The 16,871-nt window shown below is 43.4% G+C and carries 15 protein-coding genes, 1 tRNA gene and 1 riboswitch; of the genes, 1 reads left to right on the top strand and 15 read right to left on the bottom strand.

Annotation, left to right across the window (positions count from 1 at the left end):
• Positions 1–260 precede the first annotated feature (260 nt).
• The 7 genes from OCV47_RS09785 to OCV47_RS09815 all read right to left on the bottom strand — a co-directional run bounded on the left by OCV47_RS09785 (position 261) and on the right by OCV47_RS09815 (position 7,298).
• Positions 261–857, bottom strand: coding sequence for a hypothetical protein (locus OCV47_RS09785; protein ID WP_262654904.1), 597 nt, complete (start codon positions 855–857; stop codon positions 261–263).
• Positions 858–951: 94 nt separating this feature from the next.
• Complete coding sequence (locus OCV47_RS09790; RefSeq protein ID WP_262654905.1) at positions 952–1,332, bottom strand: transporter substrate-binding domain-containing protein; 381 nt, start codon at positions 1,330–1,332, stop codon at positions 952–954.
• A gap of 27 nt (positions 1,333–1,359) precedes the next feature.
• On the bottom strand, positions 1,360–1,539 hold the full coding sequence (locus tag OCV47_RS09795; RefSeq protein ID WP_262654980.1) for a response regulator: 180 nt from the start codon (positions 1,537–1,539) through the stop codon (positions 1,360–1,362).
• Positions 1,540–1,565: 26 nt separating this feature from the next.
• Positions 1,566–1,641, bottom strand: a riboswitch (cyclic di-GMP riboswitch).
• Between the two features lie 255 nt (positions 1,642–1,896).
• Positions 1,897–2,850: a homoserine O-acetyltransferase MetA gene (gene metA / locus OCV47_RS09800; RefSeq protein WP_117447557.1), complete on the bottom strand. Its 954-nt coding sequence runs from the start codon at positions 2,848–2,850 to the stop codon at positions 1,897–1,899.
• Between the two features lie 24 nt (positions 2,851–2,874).
• On the bottom strand, positions 2,875–4,482 hold the full coding sequence (cls, locus tag OCV47_RS09805; RefSeq protein WP_256299435.1) for a cardiolipin synthase: 1,608 nt from the start codon (positions 4,480–4,482) through the stop codon (positions 2,875–2,877).
• Positions 4,483–4,539: 57 nt separating this feature from the next.
• Entirely contained in the window at positions 4,540–6,537 is a 1,998-nt protein-coding gene (gene ligA, locus OCV47_RS09810) for an NAD-dependent DNA ligase LigA (protein ID WP_262654906.1), read from the bottom strand.
• Positions 6,534–7,298: a pseudouridine synthase gene (locus tag OCV47_RS09815; RefSeq protein WP_262654907.1), complete on the bottom strand. Its 765-nt coding sequence runs from the start codon at positions 7,296–7,298 to the stop codon at positions 6,534–6,536. The genes ligA and OCV47_RS09815 overlap by 4 nt, the downstream gene beginning before the upstream one ends.
• A gap of 108 nt (positions 7,299–7,406) precedes the next feature.
• On the opposite strand from OCV47_RS09815, the gene OCV47_RS09820 reads away from it, so the two are divergent.
• Entirely contained in the window at positions 7,407–8,177 is a 771-nt protein-coding gene (locus OCV47_RS09820; RefSeq protein ID WP_262654908.1) for a DUF6062 family protein, read from the top strand.
• A 65-nt stretch (positions 8,178–8,242) separates the two neighbouring features.
• On the opposite strand, the gene OCV47_RS09825 is transcribed toward OCV47_RS09820, so the two are convergent.
• The 8 genes from OCV47_RS09825 to efp form a co-directional block, all read right to left on the bottom strand.
• Positions 8,243–9,109, bottom strand: coding sequence for a homocysteine S-methyltransferase family protein (locus OCV47_RS09825; protein ID WP_262654909.1), 867 nt, complete (start codon positions 9,107–9,109; stop codon positions 8,243–8,245).
• An 8-nt stretch (positions 9,110–9,117) separates the two neighbouring features.
• Positions 9,118–10,965, bottom strand: coding sequence for an asparagine synthase (glutamine-hydrolyzing) (gene asnB / locus OCV47_RS09830; protein WP_262654911.1), 1,848 nt, complete (start codon positions 10,963–10,965; stop codon positions 9,118–9,120).
• A gap of 239 nt (positions 10,966–11,204) precedes the next feature.
• The gene (gene gdhA / locus OCV47_RS09835) at positions 11,205–12,539 is read right to left on the bottom strand and encodes an NADP-specific glutamate dehydrogenase (RefSeq protein WP_117447562.1); all 1,335 of its coding nucleotides are present in this window, start codon (positions 12,537–12,539) and stop codon (positions 11,205–11,207) included.
• A 175-nt stretch (positions 12,540–12,714) separates the two neighbouring features.
• Entirely contained in the window at positions 12,715–13,884 is a 1,170-nt protein-coding gene (locus OCV47_RS09840; protein WP_262654913.1) for a Gfo/Idh/MocA family protein, read from the bottom strand.
• A 67-nt stretch (positions 13,885–13,951) separates the two neighbouring features.
• On the bottom strand, positions 13,952–14,965 hold the full coding sequence (locus OCV47_RS09845) for an SH3 domain-containing protein (protein ID WP_262654914.1): 1,014 nt from the start codon (positions 14,963–14,965) through the stop codon (positions 13,952–13,954).
• 31 nt (positions 14,966–14,996) lie between these two features.
• Positions 14,997–15,069, bottom strand: a tRNA-Arg gene (locus tag OCV47_RS09850).
• 58 nt (positions 15,070–15,127) lie between these two features.
• Positions 15,128–16,030: a DUF5688 family protein gene (locus OCV47_RS09855; protein WP_117447565.1), complete on the bottom strand. Its 903-nt coding sequence runs from the start codon at positions 16,028–16,030 to the stop codon at positions 15,128–15,130.
• Between the two features lie 212 nt (positions 16,031–16,242).
• The gene (efp, locus tag OCV47_RS09860; RefSeq protein WP_117447566.1) at positions 16,243–16,800 is read right to left on the bottom strand and encodes an elongation factor P; all 558 of its coding nucleotides are present in this window, start codon (positions 16,798–16,800) and stop codon (positions 16,243–16,245) included.
• Positions 16,801–16,871 lie beyond the last annotated feature (71 nt).

The following is a 16,871-nucleotide window of genomic DNA, read 5'->3' on the forward strand; positions in this document are numbered from 1 at the left end:
AAAAAGAAGCTCCCTCTTCATGTTCCTTTAACACCTTCAATTTGAATTCCTTGCTATATTTCTTTTTAGACATAAAAATACTCCTCATATGATAGATTTTGGATATTTCCATTGTCTACCATATGGGGAGCATATCAAAATACGGCATTTTTGTTGTTAAAATAAAGATTACGAACTTGTTTCGCAATTATCAGTTTATACTTATAAGATAGCACAAAAAGGGCTTATTATCAACTCTCATGAGAACCTCAAAACTTCTTTCAGCTTTCCCTTTGTCCCTGACTATTGTATTTGCTTTCAACGCCAGCTCTTACTCTCTTATATACGATTGGATCATCATATCCAAATGTCCTCTTCCCATTAATTTCCATGCTTTCAGATACTTCCAAAAAACTATTAGAAAACCTTTCCCAAAGCTTAAATGTCATGACTGGTGAAAACTGGCTTGTGCTGCCCCCTTCCCAAACGCCATTCTTTTCATGATAAAGTGCTGGAGTAAACTTTTCGGATTTTTTCAATTCACTATAATCTACATTTTTCATAGTCTTGTATGAAAATGTATTTTTGTCTTCTCCTTCTGGAATTTCATATGAGGAAAGCAGAATCCCCTCCTCATTTTCAGTAATAAGAAAAAGATGTGGTGACGCATGGCGTTTGCCATTGGTCTCATAATAACTTTCTTCAACAACAAATTTACCATTGAAATCCTTAGGAAGATTTTTTATTTTATCATTACAAACGGTATTTACATGTTCCGCATAAGGATATATTTTTCCTGTAGCCTGCATCATATCAAATTGCTCTTTGTTATCAAAGTGTCCTGTCATCATACTAACAAAATTATCAAGTTGTATCATATAATTTTACCTCCAAATTCGAATTCTCTCATTATCAAACCAGTCACAAAAACCTGCTGTATATAGTGTTGCAGCATCCGCCATGGTAAATGAATCATTGTTCTATATATTTTGTGATGACAGATATTAAAATACTCATATCAATAGATTCTGCTCTTTCCTGTGTATAACTGACACTTCCAAGTATATTTATTTCTCCATCTGCCAGCATATCCAGACACTCTTTAAATGAACCATAAACATATTCATACTTCCAGCCGGTTATATAAGAAATTTTCTGAAGATACTCATAGCCTGCCCCCTGCTTATGTTCCCCATAACCGCTTTCCTGAAAATTGGCATATGGGAAATAGCCAACTCTCACCGTTTTATTTTCTTCCTCCATTGCCTGAGTTGTTTTCTCATCACTTTTCATTTCAGACGCATAAACAGAAGCTGATACAAAAAGCAGCATAATAATTGCAAAAATGCTCAAACATAATCTTTTGTTCTTCCCAGTCTGTCAGTTTTCCTGTTTATTCAATACAGAAAAAATGACCGCTCTCAGTTTCTCCATATCAATCGGTTTTGCAATGTGTCCATTCATGCCGGCATCAAATGCCCTTTTCCTGTCTTCCACAAAAGCATTTGCTGTCATGGCAATGATCGGGATTGTCCTTGCATCCTCTATATAAAAAAGCACTGCCAAACAGACAGTGCCCCCTCATTTCATGCAACTGGCTGCCATTTTACAGGCCCTGTAGCTTTGCGTCCCAGACTTTCATCTGTTTTGCCGATTTCCTTATTATAGCTTTTAAAATTATGTAAAAGAACTGATTTTATTATACTTCCTAACTCCACTTTACACAAGAAAAAGCATCACCGCTTTAAAAAAATGGGCTTGCCTATTCAATTCCCCTACACGGATGACGAGATTAAAGGCAAGCCAACTGCAGGATAATCGCCTCTTTTTCTCAAAGATGATTTGAAAACATCCCCAAAAAAGAAGACCGTCTCCGATCTTCTACGTAAGCAACCGCTATGTGATTTTCCCGTTTCTCTATTTTCCCTTATTTTCGGCGTTTTTCCCTGTAAAATCCGGTGTTCCCATCAGGTTATATGGTGTGATCTGGTATACGTAATAATTCAGCCAGTTGGTATACAGATTGTTGGCATGTGCTCGCCACATCAGCAATGGTGCATTCTGCGGATCATTATCCCGGTAATAATTTTTCGGCAGATCGATTGGCAGTCCCTTACTGACATCTCTTTTATATTCCCCATCCAGTGTCACACGATCATATTCCGGATGTCCCATGATGAAGATCTGGCGTCCGTCCTGTGTCATAGTCAGGAATACACCTGCTTCTTCAGATTCTGCCAGTATGATCAGATCCTTGCATTTCCGAATCTCTTCAATCGGTGTCTCGGTATGTCTGGAATGTGGTGCCAGGAACATATCATCAAATCCACGTACCAGTGGAATCTTCCGGTTCAGGACTTTGTGCCAGAACAGACCGAACATCTTATGATCCAGCATACGCTTCCTGATTCCATAATGATAATAGAGCCCTGCCTGAGCCCCCCAGCACAGATGAATGGTGGAAGTCACATGAGTCTTCGTCCATTCCATGATCTGAGTCAGTTCTTCCCAGTAGTCTACTTCTTCAAATGGCATCTGTTCCACCGGCGCACCGGTGATGATCATTCCATCGAACTTTTCCTTTCTCACTGAATCAAAGGTCTCATAGAATTTATTAATATGGCTGGTGGAAGTATTCTTAGATTCATGCCCTTTCACCATCAAGAATGTCACATCGATCTGAAGCGGTGTGTTAGACAGAGAACGCAGCAGCTGCAGCTCTGTCTCCTCTTTCAGTGGCATCAGATTCAATATGGCGATCTTAATCGGACGGATATCCTGATGGATCGCCCGGTTCTCGTCCATGACGAATATATTCTCCCGTTCCAGGATTTCTTTTGCGGGCAGCTCGCCCTGTACTTTAATTGGCATTATTTCTATTCTCCATTCTTTTACTTACATCAACGGCGCAAACAGTCTCAGCAGGCTGCCCGCCAGTTTTTTCCATAACGGCTGACTTCGATATACTTCTCCTGTAACCTTCTCGCATTCTTTCAATGTATTCTGGAAATCTTCTTCTATAGTATGAATCTCTTTATTCCTGTACAGGAATGCTGCGCATTCAAAGCTGAGATACATACTGCGGAAATCCATATTGATGCTTCCCACTACCGCTTTTTCATCATCCGAAACAAATATTTTAGAATGTACAAAACCTGGCAGGAATTCATAGATCTCCACTCCTGCTTCCAGCAGTTCATTATAAAACGTACGAGCCAGTATAAATGCGTATTCTTTATCCGGAATATGGGGCATGATAATCTTCACATCCACCCCTCGCTTGGCTGCATAAGTCAGCGCTACCATCATATTATGATCCAACACCAGATACGGAGTCATAATATGTACATATTTTTTCGCAGTATTCAGGATATCCAGATATACCAGTTCACCTACCTGTTCATCATCCAGTGGATTATCATCATATGGTATGACAAATCCTTTCCCTGCTTCTTCACACTTTGGAATCGGCATCTGAATATATCTGCGGTATTCATCCAGAAGATGATTCTGCGCATTCTCCCTTTCTGCCCGTGACAGCTTCACGTATTCTACCACATTCCACATCTGCAGGAACATCAGGGTAAAGTCCTGGACTGCATCCCCTTTGAGCATCAGGCAGGCATCCTTCCAGTAGCCAAACCGCTCCTTTTGATTGATATATTCATCTGCCAGATTAATTCCACCGGTAAATGCAGTGTGACCATCCACCACCATAATCTTTCTGTGATCCCGGTTGTTCTGCACAGTAGACAGCAGCGGCACAATTGGTGAAAATACCTGACACTTGATTCCTTCTTCATTCAGGTGTCTGGCATAGTGAATCGGAAGCCTGAAATAATCACTCATGCCATCATACATGATCCGCACTTCCACTCCCTCTTTCACCTTTGCACGCAGAATCTCCAATATGGTCTCCCACATATATCCCTGATCTACAATAAAAAACTCAATAAAAATATAGTGCTTTGCTGCGGAAAGTTCTCTTAAAATCACATCAAATGCACTTTCCCCACTGGGATAATAGCTCGCCGTAGTATTCGTATGCACAGCACTGTTGCTCACCTTTCTCAGATAAGATACCATATTCGCTACCTGAGGGGACTCTTTCTCCAGCGCTGCACGGTCTTCCTCCTTCTGTTCCGAAAGCTCTGCCGTTCTGGCTACTTCCTTTACCACCTGCTGATTCAGCAGACGGCTCTCCATCTGCAGATGAAAGTACAGATAAAACAATGCACCAAATACCGGAACAGTCAGGATCGGTACCATCCAGGCAATCTTAAATGCCGGATTCCCCTTCTGATTAATCAGATATACGGACAGCAAAAACCCCAGTACCATCGCTCCGCCATAAATAGCAAATACATAATTACTCAAAAAACGGAATCCAACCAGCAGCAATCCGATCTGCAACAGGATCAGTATCAGCAAAATACCGGTTCTTCCAAAGATCACGCTTAAAATGCCTCTTTTACCGCGGTTCAGATGCTCTTTCTGCTTCATCAAAAACTGTTTTTTCTTTTCCACTCGAGCTCCTCGATTCTTTCTCTTAACTGCCTTTTATTCGTGTGCTTCTCCGATCATATCCAGGAATTCTTCCTCTGTAATCACCGGAACTCCAAGCTGCTGTGCTTTTGTCAGCTTGCTGCCTGCATTCTCTCCAGCCAGTACATAATCCGTCTTTTTGGAAACCGATCCGGCAGTTTTTCCTCCATACTGAAGGATCTTGTCCGTAGCCTCTTTTCTTCCCATTGTCGGAAGCGTTCCAGTCACTACAAAAGTCTTTCCCGTCAGTACACCGCCTTCTGACGTTACTTCTGTCTCCATCTTCACGCCTTCTGCTGCCATCTTTTCCAGCAGTCTGCGATTGTCTTCATCTGCAAAGAAATCATAGATAGAGCATGCACTGATCTGGCCAATATCCGGTACCTGTTCCAGATCTTCCACAGTGGCCGCTTCCAGCTTCTCCATAGAGCCAAAATACTGCATCAGCTCTCTTGCAGTTGCTTTTCCTACATTCGGGATGCCGAGCCCTGCCAGCAAATGCTGAGGCTCTTTTTTCTTGGATTCTTCGATGGCTGTCAGCAGCTTGTCCGTATTTTTTTCCTTTCCGATCAGCCCCTTTTCGATCAGCTCATCCCGATAGTTTTTCAAAGTGAAGATATCTGCCACATTTTCCAGATATCCCTGGCGTACCAGTTCTACAATATAATTCTCACCAAAGCCCTTAATGTCCATGGCATCTCTGCCCACAAAATTGATAATATGGCGTTCTTTCTGAGCCGGGCAGCTGATGCCGGTACACTTGATATCTGCAGTCTCTTTCTCCCGCACTGCAGGTGCTCCACATACCGGACACCGATCCGGGATCTGGAATCTGACGGTGCCTGTCGGTCGTTTTTCTTTTACCACCGACTTGATCTTCGGAATAATCTCTCCTGATTTATATACTACAATCGTATCTCCAATACCGATATCCAGATCATCAATAAAATCTTGGTTATGCAGTGTAGCTCTGGATACGCTGGTACCACACAGGCGAATCGGATCAAAAATCGCCGTCGGTGTGATTCTTCCAGTCCGTCCTACGGACAGTTCGATATCCCGCAGTACAGTCTCTTTTTCCTCCGGTGGATATTTATATGCCACTGCCCATCTTGGTACTTTGGATGTCTCCCCCACCGTCACACGGTCCTGCAGATTATTCAGCTTCACCACTGCACCGTCAATATCATATCCCAGTTTTCCACGCTGCTCACCGATCTTCTGAATCGCTTCCCAGACTTCTTCTCCTGTGGTGCAGACCTGATAATTTTCAATCACTTTCACACCATTGCTCTTTAAATATTCATACCCTTCTGTATGGGTTGTAAAGGTACGTCCCTGCGTCTCCTGAATATTGAAAATAAACATAGACAGATTTCGCTCTTTCGTGATCTTGCTGTCCAGCTGACGCAGAGTTCCTGCTGCACAGTTTCGTGGATTGGCAAAGGTCTTCTTTCCCAGCAGTTCCTGCTTTGCATTCACTGCATCAAAGGCTTCATTGGTCATGTAAACCTCCCCACGAATCTCAATATATGGAATCGGATGCTTCAGCTTCTTCTTCACATCTTTGATTACCCTGGCATTCTCTGTGACATCCTCGCCCTGGATAATACCATCACCCCTGGTAATGGCTGTCGTCATGACACCGTCCGTATAACGAATCGCCATAGACAACCCATCAATCTTCGTCTCAACTACAAATTCCGGATGATCTAACTGCTGCTGCATACTCTCCACAAACTGCATGACTTCTTCTTTGGAAAACACATCCTGAAGGCTGAGCATCGGCACTCTGTGACGCACCAGCACACCAGCTTCTCTCTTAGCCGTTCCACCCACATGCTGTGTGGGAGAATCTGGCGTAATCCGCTCTGGATGCTCTGCTTCCAGCTTCTTCAGTTCCTGCATCAGCATATCGTATTCATAATCTGTGATCTCCGGATCGTCCTGATTATAATAACGATCAATATGATAATTGATAATTTCCCGTAATTCGTCAATTCTGTCTTTCATGATCTGGATTCCTTTATTCTTTCATATAATTCTTCTATTTCCGCATCGGTCACTTCCCGGTACTCCCCTGTCTTCAGATTTCCAAGCGTAATATTCATAATTCGCACCCGCTTCAGCCGCAGCACTTTACAGCCACAGGTCTGGCACATCCGGCGAATCTGTCGGTTCAGTCCCTGGGTCAGGATAATGGAGAACTTCTTCTCCCCAATCTTCTTCACTTCACATGGCCTGGTCATCTGTTCCAGTTCCTTCAGCCATACCCCCTGCTGCATCTTTCGAATAAGCTTCTCCGTCACCGGGCGGTCAATCTCTACTTCATACTCTTTCTCATGATAGTTTCCCGCCCGCATGATTTTATTCAGAATATCTCCATGATTTGTCATCAACAGCAGACCTTCAGAGTCCTTATCCAGCCTTCCGATCGGGAACACCCGCTTCGGATACTTCAAAAATGCATCAATGGTAGTATCCCCCCACCTGTCATCTGTACTGCAAAGCACACCCCGTGGCTTGTTCACCGCCAACAGGATCATCTCTTTTTCCCGTTCTGCCCTCTGTCCTTCCACGATCACTTTCTGAGTCGGAAGCACCTTCTGCCCTGTGGCAGCCACCTGTCCATCCACCAGAACCTTTCCCATCTCAATAAGCCGGTCTGCTTCTCTTCTGGAGCAAATTCCGGCTTCGCTTAAGTATTTATTCAGCCTGACAGGCCTGTTCTCATCTTTTTGTTCAAACTCTGACTGCATTCGATTGTTATGCATAAGTATTTTTCCACACTCCTCAATAATTTATTAAGTATAACATTTCATTGCAATAATTTCAACACTCGCCTATACTGGTTTTATATGAGAAAATAAGGAGATACGGTCATGAAAGAGTCTATTTATACCATTCCTCTGATGGATGCTTTCCGTTCCGAAGATGAATGTCCGTTCTGTTTTCTGGAACGTCAGATTGAGAAGCATTCCATTGATTTTGTTCTGGGAAGCGGAGCTTCTTATATGGAAGACGATATCCGTTCCCAGACTGATGCAGCCGGTTTCTGCCGCCATCATTATAAGAAGCTTTACGATTATGGCAACCGCCTGGGCGCCGCTCTGATCCTGAGCACCCATTTTCACAAATTAAATGCAGATCTGGATACTGAAATCAGGAAGTTTACTCCTGGGAAAAGCGGCCTGATGAAACGGCTGAAAAAGAGCAGATCGGAAGATACACCCGCCACTTCCATCGGTCAGTGGGTGCAGAATCAGACCTCCCGCTGTTATATCTGTGACCATATCCGTTCTGATTATGAACGTTATCTGGATACTTTCTTTGAATTGTACAAAAAGGATCCTTCCTTTAAAGAACTTTTTGAGCACAGCAAAGGCTTCTGCCTGACTCACTTCGGTGATCTGACTGATCTGGCTGACAGCAAGCTGGGAAATAAAGAAAAGGACGCCTTCTATCCTGCACTTTTTCAGCTCATGCAGGAAAATCTGAAGCGTCTGGAAGAGGAAGTGTTATGGTTTACCGAAAAATATGACTATCGAAATCGAGATAAAGACTGGGGTACCTCCCGTGACAGCATTCAGCGATGCATGCAGAAAGACCGGGGAGGGCATCCGGCTGATCCGCCATATGAATCTGATCGATAAAAAATGAGCATCGAGATTGATCCTGAAATCATTTCCCGATGCCATTATCTGCTTTTCGTGATTCTTTATATTATTTTTTTCAGTTCACGAATGTAGTCCGGTGTAGTGCCACAGCATCCACCTACAATCTTTGCGCCTTTTTCCAGCAGCACTTTCATGCTCCTTCCAAAACGCTCCGGGGTCATATCATAGCTTGCTTCACCAGTATCGGAGATCTTCGGCATACCTGCATTGGGCTTAACAATCATTGGAATATGAAGCCTCTGATTCAGTCCTTCTACGATAGATACCAGCTGTTCCGGACCTACGGAACAATTGATGCCCACGGCATCTGCTCCCATCTCCTGCAGGGTTTCTGCCGCTTCGAAGATATGCCCGCCTGCGTAAATGCTGCCATCTGCATCAATCGTCATACTGCAAAGTACCGGCAGATCACATACCTGCTGCGCTGCTTCCAGTGCAGCCATCGCTTCATCCATGCTGGTCATAGTCTCCATCAGGATCACATCTACGCCTGCATCCACCAGATATCTCATCTGCTCTTTATAGCGCTCCATGGCTTTTTCATAAGTTGCTTCCGGTGACATACCGATCATCTTCACAATAGCCGTCACATCTCCAGCCACATATGCTTTGCCATCCACCGCTTTTTTACTGATCTTTACCAGTTCATGATTCATCTCTTCTACCTGTGCGCCCAGTCCATGACTGCTCAGATTAAAACGATTTGCGCCAAACGTCGGTGCACACAGAATCTGGCTTCCAGCTTCTACATAAGCCTTCTGAAGTTCGACCAACACATCCGGATGATCCAGAATCCACTCTTCCGAACAGATTCCTCTTGGCATCCCCATTACGAACAAGTTCGAACCGGTGGCTCCGTCCAGAAGTATTGCCTTCTCTGCCAGCTTCTGAAATTCTTCTTTTGTCATATATCCTCCTATGCAGCCTTCTTCTCATCTTCAAAGAATACCTGATACCATACCAGGAAAGAATAGATAGTCCAAATCTTACGGCTGTTGTCTTTTACTCCGTTTTTGTGATCATCCAGCAGGCGCATAATCGGTTCGGTATAGAAGTATTTCTTTGCTGCCGGGCTCTGGAATGCTTCTTTTACTTTTCCATATCCGGTATCTTCTTTTAACCATACACGAATCGGCACCGGAAATCCCAGTTTCTTCTTATTTGTAGTGAATTCCGGCAGACATTTTTCAGCCACACGACGGAATGCAAACTTGGTTGTCTTATCCTTCAGCTTCATATTGGTACGAATCTGTCTGGCCACCTGGAACACTTCTTTATCCAGGAATGGTACACGCAGTTCCAGGGAATGTGCCATACTCATCTTATCTGCTTTTAACAGAATATCTCCCGGAAGCCAGTTAGTCAGATCAATGTACTGCATCTTGGTCGTATCGTCATATTTACTCATCTTCTTATATTTTTCAGCCAGAAGTGCTTCCGGTGAAGGTGCATTGGTCTTTATCTTCAGCAGTTTCTTCCGTTCATCTTCAGTGAAAATATTAGCATTTCCAATAAACCGTTCTTCCACAGACTTGCTGGCACGGATAATATAGCTACGTCCCTTCATACCTTCCGGCAGCTTCTCTGCCAGATTGGCCATGCTCTTTCTCCAGCTCTTCGGCAGCCAGCTCATCCAGCGCAGAGACAATGGCTCTCTGTAAATGGTATATCCGCCAAAGAATTCATCTGCGCCTTCTCCTGATGTGACTACTTTTACCTGCTTTGCCGCTTCCCGTGCTACAAAATACAGCGCAATAGCTGCCGGGTCTGCCAGCGGTTCATCCATATGATACATGATCTTTGGCATCTCACCCCAGTATTCCTCTTCCGTAATCTGATGACTGTAGTTCTCAAGACCCAGGAACTTGGCACATTCTTCTGCATACTGTGTCTCACTGTACTGATTATTCTTATCAAAGAATCCAACCGTAAAGGTCTTCTTTCCAGAATATTTTGCAGCAATATAGCTGGAATCTACACCGCTGGAAAGAAACGCACCTACTTCAACGTCTGCCAGCATATGCTTGTCCACAGAATCTTCCAGCACATCAGTCAGTTTCTTTACCAGCTCTTCCTGGCTGTCCTTGGATACAGGCTCCAGCGTCGGATCGAAGTACTGTGTCACATTCATCTCACCATTCTGATAAGTCAGATAATGTCCTGGAAGGAGACGATATACTCCTTTGAAAAAGGTCTCTGTCAGATTGGAATACTGGAAAGACAGATATTCTTCCAGAGCCTCATTATTGACTTCTTTTTTGAATCCCGGGAATTCCAGAATACTCTTAATCTCAGATGCGAATACCAGATTTCCGCGAACCATTGCATAATAGACTGGCTTGATTCCGAAAAAGTCTCTTGCCATAAACAGTCTTTTTTTCTTATTATCCCAGATGGCAAATCCAAACATTCCACGCAGTTCATGCACCAGTTTCTCACCATATTCTTCATAGCCATGAATCAGCGTCTCTGTATCCGAACTGTTCTTGAAGACATGTCCCTTAGCCAGAAATCGTTCTCTTAATTCCGGGCTGTTGTAGATCTCTCCGTTGAATACAATGCCTACTTCTCCATCTTCATTAAACATTGGCTGAGATCCGTTTTCCAGGTCGATAATGCTCAGGCGACGAAATCCCAGAGCCACCTGATCATTCACATATTTTCCTGCGGAATCCGGACCACGATGAACAATCACCTTCATCATATCATCCAGCACCTGTTCTTTATTTCCCTGTTTTCCAACAAATCCAACTATACCGCACATATTTTTTCATTCCTCTTTTACTTGTCTCTCATCAATGAGCTTCTTTTTTCATCGATTTTTTTCTATTTTTTCCAAAATTTCAAATTTTAGTATAGCAAAGATATGGAGGTTTGGCAAATTTTTTATTATGATGAATTCTGATTGCACTACTTTCTTTTTTGCATAAGAAAAAACAGGAAACTGTGGGTTTCCACAGCCTCCTGTTTTACTTTTCTTCTTTTTTATTACAATCTGCGCTTTTATACAATACCCTGTGCGGTCATAGCATCTACTACTTTTTCGAAACCTGCAATGTTGGCACCTGCCACATAGTTGCCTTCCATTCCATAACGTTTTGCAGCATCTACCATGTTGTGTGTGATATTGATCATGATCTGCTGAAGCTTGCTGTCTACTTCTTCGAATGTCCAGCTCAGTCTCTCGCTGTTCTGTGACATTTCCAGAGCGGATGTTGCTACACCACCGGCATTGGCAGCTTTACCTGGTGCAAAGATAACACCATTCTTCTGCAGATATTCAGTAGCTTCCAGTGTGGTAGGCATATTAGCACCTTCGCATACAGCAGTTACGCCGTTTGCTACCAGCTGCTGTGCATCTTCCAGATGCAGTTCATTCTGTGTTGCACATGGAAGAGCCAGGTCTACTTTTACACTCCATACGCCGCGTCCTTCATGATATTCTGAATTTGGACGATATTTCTTGTATTCTGTCAAACGTGCACGATTTACTTCTTTGATTTCTTTTAATGCAGCTACATCGATTCCTTCTGGATCGTATACCCATCCATTGGAATCAGAGCAGGTTACTACCTTTGCTCCCAGCTGCTGTGCTTTCTGAATTGCATAAGTTGCAACGTTACCTGATCCGGAAACAGCAACGGTCATACCTTTGAGTTCTTTACCATTCAGTTTTAACAGCTCCTGTGTCAGATATAACAGACCGTATCCGGTAGCTTCTGTTCTTGCAAGAGATCCGCCATAAGAAAGTCCCTTACCTGTCAGGACACCTTCATACAGACCTGTCAGTCTCTTATACTGTCCATACATATAACCGATTTCTCTTGCGCCTGTTCCGATATCACCTGCAGGAACATCTTCGTTTGCCCCGATGTATTTGCTCAGCTCTGTCATAAAGCTCTGGCAGAATGCCATCACTTCTCTGTCTGATTTACCCTTAGGATCAAAGTCTGATCCACCTTTACCACCACCGATTGGCAGACCTGTCAGAGAGTTCTTGAAAATCTGCTCAAATCCAAGGAATTTGATGATACCTAAGTTTACAGATGGGTGAAGTCTTAATCCTCCCTTGTAAGGTCCGATTGCACTGTTAAACTGTACACGATATCCGGTATTGACCTGAACCTGTCCCTTATCATCTACCCAAGGTACACGGAACTTGATCTGTCTTTCTGGTTCTACCAGTCTTTCCAGTAATGCATCTTTTCTGAATTTTTCTTCATTTGCTTCGATGACTACTCTCAGGGACTCCAGAACTTCTTTTACTGCCTGATGGAATTCAGGTTCTGCTGGATTTTTTTTCACTACCTGTTCAATTACCTCATCAACGTATGACATTTTTCATATCCTCCTTAAATCCGGGCTAATAAAAACAGGTAGACGAAGGTCTACCTGCTCGATCTCTGACGCCCTTGTCTGACATTATTATATACGCTTCGTTTTTTTGTGACAAGCATTTTTCCGTCTCTGGCATACAGATTATTATGATTAGTATTATCGAATTTATGAATTATTACTTTATCTGTTCTTTTGCGATCTGCACATCCATGGCTGCATCGTATTCCTCTTCTTTCGGAGGCATACAGATCTCTTTTCCAGTCCATCCGGAAAGCTGGGCTGCTGCTGCAATCTGATTTTCCAGTAATCCATCCTGGTAATCACTGTACAAAGCTTCTCCGCTCAGAATATGTTCTGCGAAATTGCGCAGTGCTTCGCTGTGATCATTGCCATACGTAGTCTCCACTTCCCGAATTTCCATGTCATATAGGGCAGCTTCATTTTCCCGCTTCATATTCTGGAAAGTATAATGATCATAAGTATGGTTCCATTCCTTCTCATCCTGATGGAAACGGTATATTGTCAGTTTCTTTCCATTTTCCAGAATGATTTTTCCCTTTGAAAAATCCAGTTCCAGACGGTTGGTGCCCAGTGGATCATGAGTACAGGATACAATCGTTCCGGTAACTCCGTTTTCATATTCCGCCACAATGGTAATATCGTTCTCTACCGGAATATCCCGATAAGCTCCCTGAATGCATTTCGCAAAGATCTTTTTCGGTGCTCCGCAGATCCATGCCCACAGATCCAGATTATGAGGAAGCTGGTTTACCAGGATCCCGCCCCCTTCTTTGCTGTAAGATCCTCTCCATGGACCGCTGGTATAATACTGGTCTGGTCTCCACCAGTCATTGATCAGCCAGTTAGAACGACGAAGACTGCCCAGTTCTTTCTTTTCTGCCATTTCTTTGATGGAGCGATATAACGGATTGGCACGCTGGTTAAACATCATAGCCAGCGTAAGCTCCGGATGCTCTTCCTTCACCTGTACCAGTTTTTCTGCATCAGACAGTCGAATACACATCGGTTTTTCACAAAGTACATGCTTGCCATGTTCCAATGCATACATGGCAGGCTCATGGTGAAGCAGATGCGGCAATGTAATGATCACTGCATCACAGCAGTCACTCTCGATCAGCTTTTTCCAGTTTTTAAAAACGGTTATTCCAGGAATCTCCTGAAATGTTTTCGCTGTATCGGAATTGGATGTCGTTACTGCCGTCACTTTACAATTGCCCGGAGCCTTTTTGATCCCATATCGCTCCAGATCCACCCCATCAATAATGTCACGATAAAATTTTCCCTGAATTCCACATCCAATAATACCGATTCGTAATTTATTCATCTTCTTTCTCCCCTCGTCAAATATGTTAAAAAGACCTGCGATCTCTCGCAGGCCTTGTATCTTTCTCTTATGCTGCTGCCTCTGTCTCCGGAGTCGCATCTGCATTATAATCTGGTGAGAAATAATCAGCTTCATCACTCTGATCGGATGCATCAGTGCTGTCAGTCGCATCTGCTGAGGAAAGGAATTCACTCTTTACATAAGCATTCTGACCATAGAAGTCAATCTCTGTCCATCCATCATCTGTCTCACCAAGCTTTGTTACACTGTCACCAATCGTCAGACCACCAATTACGTTATCATCTGACTCTGTGCTCGGCTCAGAACGTACATTACAGGAATCATTGGCAACCATCTCTGCCGGTTCTTCTGACTGAGCTTCTGTCTCTGTCTCTGCTTCTCCATCCTGTGAATTGCCATACTTACTCATAAACTCTTTCAGTACCGGATCGGAGTTCTTCGCATCCTCGCACGCTTTGTTTACGGTATCGATCAGATTCTGCACTTCTGTGCTCTTTCTGGTCTCTTCAATAAAACTCTCTGCAGCCTGGTCTCCTGTAGGATCTGTGATCACATAGCTGCCATCTGCACCTTTCTTCAGATAGAACTGCGTCAGGCTTGGAACCAGTGTATCAATGTTCTGCACCTTTCCATCATAGCATACATAGACTACACAGCTGTCATCGGCAGGTCCCTGTTTGGAGTAGGTCTTGATGTTACTGTAGCTTTCCACGTAACTGCTGTCCAGATTTGCTTTTTCCTCTGTCTCATCCAGTGACGGATCCAGCTTCTTTAATGTCTCAAGATCCTTATTTGTCTTTGCTGTATAATAGGAAGTCATCACGGTAAGTACATCTGCATCATTCTGCACCAGTGTTCCTGATGAAGCACTTCCATCTACAATGGTATCTGTGCTTGCGGATGTTTCACTCTCCGTCTCAGCCTTTGTGGAACTACTTCCCTTACCCAGATGACTGATTGCTCTGATACCTGTCACGGCCAGAATAATCACTAAAATCAAGGCAACTCCTAATAATATGTATCTCAGATTATCTGAGATCCACTCTCTGATATCGTCCATAATAATTCTGCCTCCTGTTCATTTGTTTTAACGCACCTGGAGGGATTCGAACCCCCGACACGTGGTACCGGAAACCACTGCTCTATCCCCTGAGCTACAGGTGCAATATGGACAGTCCACAACAATCATTATAGTACAATAGAATTAATCAAAAGTCAAGACTTATGATTCTCCTTCTGTGGTGCTGCATACCTCTACTCCGGCCAGGCGGTGCATGGCAGTCTGATAATAATAGATCTGATCAGACAGATATTCCTCTACAGATACTTCTTTCTGATTTACTTCTTTTACCAGATCTGTCATCTCATCTGGCGGCATGGCGCATCCGGCCGGAATGATAATGCATTCATGAATACTGCTCGGCAAAATCCAGAAGTCATCTTTCAGTGCCTTTCCGATCTTTTCCAGTACACTGTCAAAGATCATGGCAGACGCCCCAAAATAGTTTTCTTCATTGGTCAGTATGTACATTGGTATGGTTGCTTCCTGGTGATATCCATATGTCTCCAGCATTGTTCCGATTCCAAGGAACTTAACCGGAAGGATTTTCTGTGTGTTTTCTCTGGCACACCGAATTACTTCTTCCTCTTCCACACCCCAGCTTTTACAGTGGCTTTTCCGAACCAGAATAGTCGCTTTGCCAATGATCTCATCCTCTACTTTATAATAGGCTACCACAGCCAGATTCAGGAAATCCTGATACGGCACCTCCCGCAGAAGCTTTTCATTCTTTTTCCGGTTGATCAGCTTGCAGGCCAGATGTTCCTTTACTTTTTCAAAGTCCAGATAATCCTCTGCCCGAAAATTTTCTGTGGTAACGGCATTCTGATACAGACTGACGATCTTGTCCACAATTTCCGGCATGGTCTTTCCATCCTCATACTCTGCATAAAGATCATTCAGGTAAATCGTTGGTGCCATATGATTGTCTTTGCCATAGAAAGAAAGTCCGTCGAGTTCCACAGAATTGTTTTTGATTACCTGATGGAGTTCCACTCGCACCTCCTCTCCCAGTTTTTCTTCGATTTTGGTCTGCACGTAGCCGACAAATTCTTCATACTTCAAATCTTTGTCCTCTTTTCTTATAATCTTTCATAAAACTGCTTGGAAATATTGTGCGAATGCACGAGAATTATTCAGAAGTTTTACATCACTTATAGTAGCATAATTCCATCACATATGCAATGGGTTTATTTTGTTATTATTTGTGGATTTTTGTCAAAAAAAGGATCTCAGAAAATTCTGAGATCCTTTTTTGCGAAATATCATATGTTATTCTATACTCTGGACAGGTACTCTCCTGTACGTGTGTCAATCTTGATCACATCGCCCTGTTCTACGAACAGTGGAACGTATACAACTGCGCCTGTCTCTACAGTAGCTGGCTTGGTCGCACCTGTAGCTGTATCACCCTTGAATCCTGGCTCTGTGTCTGTGATAGCCAGTTCTACGAACAGAGGTGGCTCTACAGCGAATACATTGCCGTTGTGTGAACAGATCTTAACCATTTCGTTCTCTTTTACGAACTTCAGTGCATCACCGATATCCTCCTGGCTCAGTGCGATCTGATCATATGTCTCAACGTTCATGAAGTGGAACAGGTCACCATCTGAGTATAAGTACTGCATATCTACACGGTCGATACGTGCTGCAGGGAACTTCTCAGTTGGTCTGAAAGTTTTTTCTACTACACCACCGTTGATAATGTTTTTTAATTTGGTTCTAACGAAAGCAGCGCCTTTTCCAGGTTTTACATGCTGGAATTCCAGAATCTGGTAAATATTTCCCTCGATCTCCAGTGTTACGCCATTTCTAAAATCTCCTGCTGATATCATTCAAATATTCCTCCTTAGATTACGAATACGGGTTGCATCCTCTTCCCATAGATACGATTAATTGTATAATA

The sequence above is a fragment of the Muricoprocola aceti genome, assembly GCF_025567005.1.
GTDB classification, from domain to species: Bacteria; Bacillota; Clostridia; order Lachnospirales; family Lachnospiraceae; genus Marvinbryantia; species Marvinbryantia aceti.

Bases quoted from the DNA above. Each gene is read 5' to 3' on its own strand.
- gdhA (WP_117447562.1), bottom strand. From the start codon at position 12,539: ATGTCATACGTTGATGAGGTAATTGAACAGGTAGTGAAAAAAAATCCA.
- OCV47_RS09820 (WP_262654908.1), top strand. From the start codon at position 7,407: ATGAAAGAGTCTATTTATACCATTCCTCTGATGGATGCTTTCCGTTCC.
- efp (WP_117447566.1), bottom strand. From the start codon at position 16,800: ATGATATCAGCAGGAGATTTTAGAAATGGCGTAACACTGGAGATCGAG.
- OCV47_RS09785 (WP_262654904.1), bottom strand. From the start codon at position 857: ATGATACAACTTGATAATTTTGTTAGTATGATGACAGGACACTTTGAT.
- OCV47_RS09815 (WP_262654907.1), bottom strand. From the start codon at position 7,298: ATGCATAACAATCGAATGCAGTCAGAGTTTGAACAAAAAGATGAGAAC.
- OCV47_RS09845 (WP_262654914.1), bottom strand. From the start codon at position 14,965: ATGGACGATATCAGAGAGTGGATCTCAGATAATCTGAGATACATATTA.
- metA (WP_117447557.1), bottom strand. From the start codon at position 2,850: ATGCCAATTAAAGTACAGGGCGAGCTGCCCGCAAAAGAAATCCTGGAA.
- cls (WP_256299435.1), bottom strand. From the start codon at position 4,482: ATGAAGCAGAAAGAGCATCTGAACCGCGGTAAAAGAGGCATTTTAAGC.
- ligA (WP_262654906.1), bottom strand. From the start codon at position 6,537: ATGAAAGACAGAATTGACGAATTACGGGAAATTATCAATTATCATATT.
- asnB (WP_262654911.1), bottom strand. From the start codon at position 10,965: ATGTGCGGTATAGTTGGATTTGTTGGAAAACAGGGAAATAAAGAACAG.
- OCV47_RS09840 (WP_262654913.1), bottom strand. From the start codon at position 13,884: ATGAATAAATTACGAATCGGTATTATTGGATGTGGAATTCAGGGAAAA.
- OCV47_RS09825 (WP_262654909.1), bottom strand. From the start codon at position 9,109: ATGACAAAAGAAGAATTTCAGAAGCTGGCAGAGAAGGCAATACTTCTG.